This is a genomic window from Pseudomonas sp. SIMBA_067 (assembly GCF_046534675.1).
Classification (GTDB): domain Bacteria; phylum Pseudomonadota; class Gammaproteobacteria; order Pseudomonadales; family Pseudomonadaceae; genus Aquipseudomonas; species Aquipseudomonas putida.
The window spans coordinates 1-270 of record NZ_JAWRYH010000471.1 but is presented as its reverse complement, the minus strand read 5'-3'; the positions used below and the strand labels follow the sequence as shown (position 1 = coordinate 270).

Annotated in this window: 1 protein-coding gene; it reads right to left on the bottom strand. The window is 54.8% G+C overall.

All coding sequences use genetic code 11. The annotated features are described in order from the left end of the window. Positions 1 to 270 (bottom strand): glycogen/starch/alpha-glucan phosphorylase (locus SB765_RS29935; protein WP_410932535.1); only part of this gene is annotated, 270 nt, incomplete at both ends.

Here is a 270-nt window from a genome sequence, read left to right as displayed (position 1 = left end):
CCAGACGCTTTTTGTTCTCCAGCTTCGCCTGATGCACAGCGTGATTAACCATTGGGAAATCACAGTGTTGTTGCAGCTCATTAAGCAGGCTAAGGTCGGTGCGCCAGTTACGGCCCAGGTGTTCGTCCAGCACGGCTGAAAGCGATGGGTTCGCTACCGCTAGCCAGCGACGCGGCGTCACACCGTTGGTGACGTTGGTGAAACGACCCGGGAAGATTTTCGCAAAGTCGGCAAACAACGATTGCACCATCAGATTAGAGTGCAGTTCCG